Here is a 1,034-nt window from a genome sequence, read left to right on the forward strand (position 1 = left end):
CCCCGCGGGCGGGCCCGCCGGTACCGCCGGCGATGCCCCGGACACGCCCACTGCCGACGCGCCCGCGCCGGTATCGTGGTCTTCCACTTCAATTCCTTTCGGCGCCGCGCGAACCAGCAAGGACGCAGCAGGCACCTCGATTTGTTCAAGTTGAGAACAGACTAGCAGCGCGCTTTGCAATCACCAAGAGCGCATGGCCCGATTTTTGGCGCCGTCACGCAGGGGCCACCTCATGCCGGTTGAATAGCCGGCTTCAATCAGGCATGTCTCAATGAGACTTGGAACGGGTTTGGGCGACATCATAGCAATGAGCTTAATCGCATGACGACGACGCCATGAACTGGACGCGCTATTTCTGGCCGGTCATCGGCGTAGCGGCCGTGGTGTTCTCGCTCTGGCTGCTCATCCATGAGTTGCGCGGCATCTCACTCGACGATGTTTGGGCCGGTATCGTCGCCATCCCCCCGCGCGCCTGGGTGCTGGCGGCGCTGAGCTCGGTCGTCGCCTATGCCTCCCTCGCCGGCTACGACCACATTGCGCTGCTCCATATCGGCAAGAAAGTTTCGTGGCTGTTCGTCACGCTCTGCTCCTTCACCACCTATGCGCTGTCGCACAATATCGGCGGCTCGGTGCTGTCTGGCGCGGTGATCCGCTACCGCGCCTATGGCACCCGGGGGCTGACCGGCCAGGATGTCGGCGTGCTGGTGGCGATCTGCTGGATCACCTTCGTGCTCTCCAGCCTGCTTGTCGGGGGCCTCGTGCTGGTGCTGGAGCCGCAGATCGTCGACCGTTTCACCACGACCCCGCACCACGAGCTGGCAACAGCCGCCGGCCTCGCCATGCTGATCCTGGTTGCGGTCTATGTGTTCTGCAGCTGGCTGCATCTGAGGCCGCTCAAGGTCGGCAGCTTCCAGCTGCATTACCCGGCACTGCCGATCGTGGCGCGGCAATTGCTGATCGGCCCGGTCGAGCTGCTCGCGGCGGCGGCCATCATCTACTTTGCCTTGCCGGCGGCCGGCAAGGCAAAGTAGATG

1 pseudogene is annotated in these 1,034 nt (G+C 64.0%); it reads left to right on the top strand.

Going from position 1 to position 1,034, the window contains the following annotated elements:
* Positions 1-335: 335 nt before the first annotated feature.
* Positions 336-1,010: pseudogene (locus EOA75_RS33195) on the top strand (YbhN family protein); the annotation flags it as partial.
* Between the last annotated feature and the right edge of the window lie 24 nt (positions 1,011-1,034).

This window comes from Mesorhizobium sp. M1A.F.Ca.IN.022.07.1.1, assembly GCF_003997575.1.
Lineage (GTDB): Bacteria > Pseudomonadota > Alphaproteobacteria > Rhizobiales > Rhizobiaceae > Mesorhizobium.